Raw genomic sequence first — 7,005 nt, 5'->3', positions numbered from 1 at the left:
ACGAACATGACGAGAACTGCACCTGCGGCTGCCATGACCACGATCACGAGCATCACCACCATGCAGACGAAGTGTTTACCAGCTGGGGCGTAGAGTCTGCCCGGAAGTACACCAAGGAGGAGATCACCAACGCTCTGACGGCTCTGGAAGACGCAGACAAGTACGGCATGATCCTCCGTGCCAAGGGCATTGTACCGGCAGAGGACGGCAGCTGGATCCACTTTGACTATGTACCGGGTACACCGGACGTTCGCAGCGGCAGTGCCGGCACCACCGGACGGCTTTGTGTTATTGGCTCCGGCATTCACGAAGATGCCCTGACCGAACTGTTCCACGCAGAATAAAAGGAGGACAACATCATGGCAGGAGGACAACAGCCTCAGGAAAATGACGTTCCGGTATACCTGTTTACCGGCTTTCTGGAAGCAGGCAAGACCAAGTTTATTCAGGAAACCTTAGAGGACAAGCGGTTCAATTCCGGCGAAAAGACCATGCTGCTGCTCTGTGAGGAGGGCGAGGAGGAATACGATATTTCCGCTATGCCCTGTCAGGAGATCTATATCCGCACCATTGAGGAGCCGGAGGAACTGAATCCGGCACACTTGCAGGAACTGCTGAAAGAATGCGGTGCTACCCGCGTGGTGCTGGAGTACAACGGCATGTGGCAGCTACAGCAGCTGTTCCAGAATCTGCCGGACGACTGGGCAGTGTATCAGGAAATGTTCTTTGCCGATGCCACCACGTTCCTGCAATATAACGCCAATATGCGGAGCCTTGTGGTGGACAAGCTGAACACCTGCGAACTGGTAGTATTCAACCGGTTCGGCAAGGACATGGACAAAATGGAATTTCACAAGATCGTCCGCGGTGTCAGCCGCCGGACAGATATTGCCTATGAGTATGCAGACGGACATGTGGAATACGACGAGATCGAGGATCCGCTGCCCTTTGACGTAAATGCACCGGTGATTCGGCTGGCAGACACGGACTATGCTCTGTGGTATCGGGACATCATGGAAGACCCGAAAAAATATGACGGCAAGACCGTTTCATTCCGCGGTATTGTTGCCGTAGATCCGAAATTCCCGCCCAATACGTTTGCCGTAGGCAGACACGTGATGACCTGCTGTGTGGAAGATATTACGTATAGCTGCGTTGTGGCAGAGTGGGAAAAGGCAAGCGTGCTCCAGACACGGCAGTGGGTGCAGGTGACCGGAAAGATCCACGTGCAGAAGCATAAGCTGTACCGCGGCAAGGGACCGGTGTTGCAGGTGCAGGAAGTCGTGATGACAAGTGCACCGGAACAGGAAGTGGCAACGTTCTATTAAGGCGAATCGCTGCTTGCGAGGTGCTGTACGCATGGTGAAAAATTGCACCGAAAAGTAAAGTTTTTCGGTCCAGCAGTTTTTCAAAAATGCTGGCGAGGTCCAGGGCGAGAAGCCCTGGTCGCTGTCCGCAGACAGCGAAATCTCTGTGCCATGCTTTGGGCACACGGAGAAAAGGGTGAGAAAATCGACAGATTTTCGAGGGAAAGCGAACAAGACCGCTTTCCCTGGCTGCCCTTTTTCAAAAAGAAATAACTTGAAAATATCCCAGCGGGATATTTCCAACGAATTTTCACTCCCATTCTGCACAAACTCTCTACAGCTGCAAATGCAGCGAGGGAGGGAATGCAGATGAGAAATCGTTGGACGACTGGTCTGTTGTCCGGCTTGCTGACAGTGGCAGTGCTTCCGGTTTCGCCGGTCAGTGCCGTCAGCGGCGAGGTGATCGGCTACGGGCAGGGCACCGCGGTGGACAGTGAAAACCGTCCCGTTGATGCGGTGGCATTTGACGCACAGTATGCCCGATACGATGCCTACGCCACAACGCCCGACCGCAGCCAGATCTTGCTGACCTTTGACCAGGGGTACGAGAACGGCTATACCGGACAGATTCTGGACACCCTGCGGGAAAAGCAGGTGCACGCCGTCTTTTTCCTCACCGGCGACTATGCCAAAAAGGAAACAGATCTTGTGAACCGCATGATCGCAGAGGGACACGTGCTGGGCAACCACGGCATGACACATGCCAGCCTGCCTACGCTTTCCGAAGCAGAAGCCAAGGCGGAAATTATGGATCTGCACCAGTATGTGCTGGACAAATACGGCTATGAGATGCAGTATTTCCGCTGCCCCTGCGGGGAATACTCCGAGGCGGCACTGGAAACCGCACAGGCATGCGGCTATCGGACACTGTTCTGGAGCGATGCCTACGTGGACTGGAAAACCGATGCCCAGCCGGATCCGGCGGAATCTCTGGAACGGCTCAGGGCACACGCACACGGCGGCGAGATCCTCCTGCTGCACGCGGTGTCTTCCACTAACGCCGAGATTCTGGGCGACCTGATCGATGCCCTCCGTGCAGAGGGATATACACTGTAATGGAAACAACCCGACGATTTGTCGGGTTGTTTTTGTCACGGCTGCCGAATGTTGTACCTTTCCGCAGATATGGGGCAATTTCACAGTACGGTATCTGTCTAAAACGTCAAAATTTTAAAACACATAGAAAACCTATTGACACTATAGGCGAATTGTGATATAATACAACCATAGCAAAGGAAACCAAACCGAAAGAAACACTGCATAAAGCCCGTCTGACGGCTTTGCACACAATCTGCTAGCAGTGTTTTCTGAATGCCCGCAGGGCACGGACGAAATAGAAAGGAAAGATTCACCATGGCAAATCAGGAATATCGTTTTGAAACCAAACAGGTACATGTCGGTCAGGAACAGCCGGACCCGACCACTGATGCAAGAGCAGTGCCGATCTATGCGACCACTTCTTATGTGTTCAAGGATTCCGCACAGGCAGCTGGCCGTTTCGGTCTGACAGAATCGGGCAACATCTACACCCGTCTGATGAACCCGACCAACGACGTTTTTGAAAAGCGTATCGCCGCACTGGAAAACGGTGCAGCTGCACTGGCAACCGCAACCGGTTCCGCAGCAATTGACTATTCCATTCGCAATATCGCAGGCAGCGGCGACCATATCGTTTCTTCGCAGACGGTTTACGGCGGCACCTATAACCTGTTCGCAAACACTTACGCAGAGATCGGTATCGAAACCACTTTCGTAGATGCACACGATCCGGCAAATATCGAAGCAGCCATTCGCCCGAACACCAAGGCAGTGTATGTGGAATCTCTGGGCAACCCGAATTCTGACGTGGTAGACATGGAAGCAATTGCAGAGATCGCTCACAAGCACGGTCTGCCGCTGATCGTGGACAACACTTTCGCAACACCGTTCCTGTTCCGTCCGCTGGAACACGGTGCAGATGTTGTGGTACACTCTGCAACCAAGTTCATCGGCGGTCACGGTACCGTGATGGGCGGCGTTGTTGTAGACGGCGGTAAATTTGACTGGGCAGCAAGCGACAAGTTCCCGGGACTGTCTAAGCCGAATCCGTCCTATCACGGCGTTGTCTTTACAGAAGCATGCGGCAATATCGCCTATATCATGAAGCTTCGCACCACCCTGATGCGGGATACCGGTGCGACCCTGTCCCCGTTCCATTCGTTCCTGCTGCTGCAAGGGCTGGAAACCCTGTCCCTGCGTGTAGAACGCCACGTAGAGAACGCTCTGAAGGTGGTAGATTACCTGAAGAATCACCCCATGGTCAAGAAGGTCAACCACCCGTCGCAGGCAACCGGCAAGGATCTGGAACTGTACAACAAGTACTATCCGAACGGCGGTGCATCGATCTTCACCTTCGAACTGAACGGCACCAAGGAGCAGGCACAGAAGTTCACAGAATCCCTGAAGATCTTCTCGCTGCTGGCAAACGTCGCAGACGTGAAATCTCTGGTGATCCATCCGGCATCTACGACCCATTCGCAGATGACTGAGGAAGAACTGCTGGCAGCCGGCATCACACCGACCACCGTTCGTCTGTCTATCGGTATCGAGCATATCGACGACATTCTGGCAGATCTGGAGCAGGGCTTCGAGGCAGTCAAGTAAAAAACCAACAGCAATTTCGAGAGAGAAAACTGGTTATCAATAGAAAAGCGGGGAGTGCCGGAAACCAGCGGCAATCCCCGCTTTTTGTTCTAAGGAAACGGAGGAATCCCCATTGCAAATATACGCAGATAATGCAGCTACCACAAAGCCCTCTAAAGCGGCAGTGCGTGCCATGCTGTCCTGTCTGGAACAGAACTACGGCAACCCCTCCAGTCTGCACCATATAGGGCAGGCTGCCGCAGAAGCCTTGTTGCAGGCACGGCAGGACATTGCCGGCTGTCTGGGCTGTACGGCGAGAGAGATCTACTTCACCTCCGGCGGCAGCGAAGCCGACAATCAGGCACTGCGGTCTGCCGCCTATGCCGGTGCCAGGTCCGGTAAGAAGCACCTCATTTCCACCGCGATCGAGCACCACGCCATTCTTCACACCCTGAAGCAGCTGGAGGAGGAGGGCTTTTCCGTGACGCTGCTGCCGGTTTCGGAAACCGGTATGGTTACACCGGAAGCGGTGCAGGCGGCAATTCGTCCGGACACCTGTCTGGTCAGTGTGATGTTTGCCAACAATGAAATTGGCACGATCGAACCCATTGCAGAGATCGGAGCAGTCTGCCGTGAAAAGGGTGTGCTGTTCCACACCGATGCCGTGCAGGCGGTGGGACATGTGCCGATCGACCTGTCGCAATTGCCGGTGGACATGCTCTCTCTGTCCGCCCATAAATTCCATGGTCCCAAAGGCGTGGGTGTGCTGTACGCCAAACGGGGGACACCGCTGCACAGCCTGATCTGCGGCGGGGCACAGGAACGGGGCATGCGTGCCGGCACGGAAAATCTGCCGGCAATCGCAGGCATGGCGGCGGCACTGCGGGAAGCATGTGCAAATCTGGAACAGAACGCTGCCTATGTTGCCGGTCTGCGGGATCGGCTGATCGCAGGGCTGGAAACCATTCCCCACAGTCTGCTTAGCGGCGACCGGAAGAACCGTCTGGCGGGGAACGTGAACTTCTGCTTCGAGGGCGTAGCGGGCGAAGCCCTGCTGCTTCTGCTGGACGCAAAGGGCATCTGTGCCTCCTCCGGCTCTGCCTGCACCTCCGGTTCACTGGAGCCCAGCCATGTGCTGCTGGCAGTGGGCGTGCCCTATGAGGCGGCACACGGCTCTCTGCGGCTGTCGCTGTCTGCGGAGAACACGCCGGAAGAAGTGGAATACTTGTTGAAAGCAGTGCCGGAAGTGGTGACACGTCTGCGGAGCATGTCGCCGGTTTGGCGGGACTTGGAAGAAGGGAGAAAGCCCCATGTTATATAGTGCAAAGGTCATGGATCATTTCATGAACCCGCGGAACGTCGGCATCATGGAGGACGCAGACGGCGTGGGACAGGTGGGCAGTGCCCGCTGCGGCGATACCATGAAAATTTACCTGAAAATTCAGGACGGCATCATCACCAGGGCGACCTTTGAAACGTTCGGCTGCGGCACTGCCATTGCTTCCAGTTCCATGGCAACGGTATTGATTACCGGAAAGCCCCTGTCACAGGCACTGGCTCTCACCAATCAGGCCGTGGCAGAGGCTCTGGACGGGCTGCCGGAACAGAAGCTGCACTGTTCCGTGCTGGCGGAGCAGGCAGTCCGTGCCGCGGTCAGGGACTACTACGACCGCAGCCACATTCCCTATGATCCGGCAGATTTTCCGGTGTATGAGGAAGAATAGGCAAACTCAGACCGTGCATTTGAAATGTGCGGTCTTTTTGCATTTTCCAGATTTCTCCAATATTTTCGTGGAGGAACAAAATAGAGTATCATTTCTTGTTGAAGATACCGAAATTCTGCTGTTGATATTGACGGATGTGCATAAAATAATTATAATGAAAATGGGAACACAATCCCTCATTATTATAAAGGAGATGATTTTTATGATGAAAAAATGGAAAAGGATACTGGGATCTGCGTTGGCAGTGACTACAGCGGCGGCTTCTGTTTCCAGTATGTCTGCCGGTGCGGTGGCGTTTTACAGCACCAGTCTGGAACCACCCAAGGGATACACCGAACTGGACGATAAGTCTTTTTTGGCAAGGGCGACAAATTACAGCGATGCCTATACCGTTTATACCGACGGAAAAGCCGAATCGGCAAATCTGTATATTTTTGAACACTATATGTTTAATAATACGGGGATTCTGGTTTCCGATCTGGATACATTTGAAAAGGTCTACGCCGAAAATCAGGCGGCATTGGGCTTCGGCGGATACAGTAAGATTCAGGACAGTGATAAGAACTGGCTGATTTCCATGTGTGATGAGAAGAATGCAGACGGCGTAAATTCCAAAAATCCCGCTGATTTTGAAAACAAGCGAGATGCTGTGCTGAAGCTTACCCGTGACTTGCAGAAAGCCGGCGTTTTGCTCCAGTCAACCTATCACGCAGTTTGTGCAATGGGAGCAGAGGGGAACTACTACAACGGCATCTGGGTGAAAAATGTGGAGGAATCCGAAAAAGATGCTGTGCTCCGGCTGGCACGGACAGTGGATTCTGATGCAGAAGTGGAAATCCGAAATATCGATTACAGCGACGGCATTTCTTGGGAATCGATCAACGTTACCAAGGTAGAATCCATCTATGACGGCATCGCTCTTGCAGAAAAATTGCAGGAGGCATATCCCGCCGCAGAAGTGGGGCTGGAATATCTGATGTCAGCAGCCGAGAGTATACAGACTTCCGGAGAGCCGGTAGACCTGACTGCTGCGTACTATACCGGCGATGTGGACAATGACGAGGCGATCACCAGCAGCGACCTCTATGCCGTCATGCAGTATCTGGCGTGGAAAGGTTCCGGCAAGGAAGCTGTCACTCTGACCACAGACGGCGAAGCTGCTGAAGCAGCTGCACTGGACGCGGCAGATGTCAACGGGGACGGAAAAATCGACACCACCGATATGTATATGATTCTGAAATACTGTGCCGAAAAGGGTGCAGGTCTGACACCGAGTTGGACAGAATAACAGG

At 53.7% G+C, this 7,005-nt stretch carries 7 protein-coding genes; all 7 read left to right on the top strand.

Annotation, left to right across the window (positions count from 1 at the left end; translation table 11 throughout):
• A partial coding sequence (locus RUMCAL_RS14175) for a CobW C-terminal domain-containing protein (protein WP_021683729.1) occupies positions 1–344 on the top strand: 344 nt, incomplete at its 5' end.
• A 15-nt stretch (positions 345–359) separates the two neighbouring features.
• Complete coding sequence (locus RUMCAL_RS14170; protein WP_021683728.1) at positions 360–1,328, top strand: TIGR03943 family putative permease subunit; 969 nt, start codon at positions 360–362, stop codon at positions 1,326–1,328.
• Between the two features lie 348 nt (positions 1,329–1,676).
• Positions 1,677–2,423 carry a polysaccharide deacetylase family protein gene (locus RUMCAL_RS14165; RefSeq protein ID WP_040648476.1) on the top strand — a complete coding sequence of 249 codons (747 nt, stop codon included), beginning with the start codon at positions 1,677–1,679 and terminating at the stop codon, positions 2,421–2,423.
• 297 nt (positions 2,424–2,720) lie between these two features.
• Positions 2,721–4,010, top strand: coding sequence for an O-acetylhomoserine aminocarboxypropyltransferase/cysteine synthase family protein (locus tag RUMCAL_RS14160; protein WP_040648473.1), 1,290 nt, complete (start codon positions 2,721–2,723; stop codon positions 4,008–4,010).
• A gap of 112 nt (positions 4,011–4,122) precedes the next feature.
• The gene (nifS, locus tag RUMCAL_RS14155) at positions 4,123–5,310 is read left to right on the top strand and encodes a cysteine desulfurase NifS (protein ID WP_021683723.1); all 1,188 of its coding nucleotides are present in this window, start codon (positions 4,123–4,125) and stop codon (positions 5,308–5,310) included.
• Positions 5,300–5,713 (top strand): iron-sulfur cluster assembly scaffold protein, encoded by a 414-nt coding sequence (locus RUMCAL_RS14150; protein ID WP_021683722.1) that lies wholly within the window; start codon positions 5,300–5,302, stop codon positions 5,711–5,713. Before nifS ends, RUMCAL_RS14150 begins: the two co-directional genes overlap by 11 nt.
• A 202-nt stretch (positions 5,714–5,915) precedes the next feature.
• Positions 5,916–7,001, top strand: a complete 1,086-nt coding sequence (locus RUMCAL_RS14145; RefSeq protein ID WP_040648470.1) for a dockerin type I repeat-containing protein — start codon at positions 5,916–5,918, stop codon at positions 6,999–7,001.
• Positions 7,002–7,005 lie beyond the last annotated feature (4 nt).

Source organism: Ruminococcus callidus ATCC 27760 (genome assembly GCF_000468015.1).
In the GTDB taxonomy this organism is placed as follows: domain Bacteria; phylum Bacillota; class Clostridia; order Oscillospirales; family Ruminococcaceae; genus Ruminococcus_C; species Ruminococcus_C callidus.
This window is presented reverse-complemented; position numbering and strand designations above follow the sequence as displayed.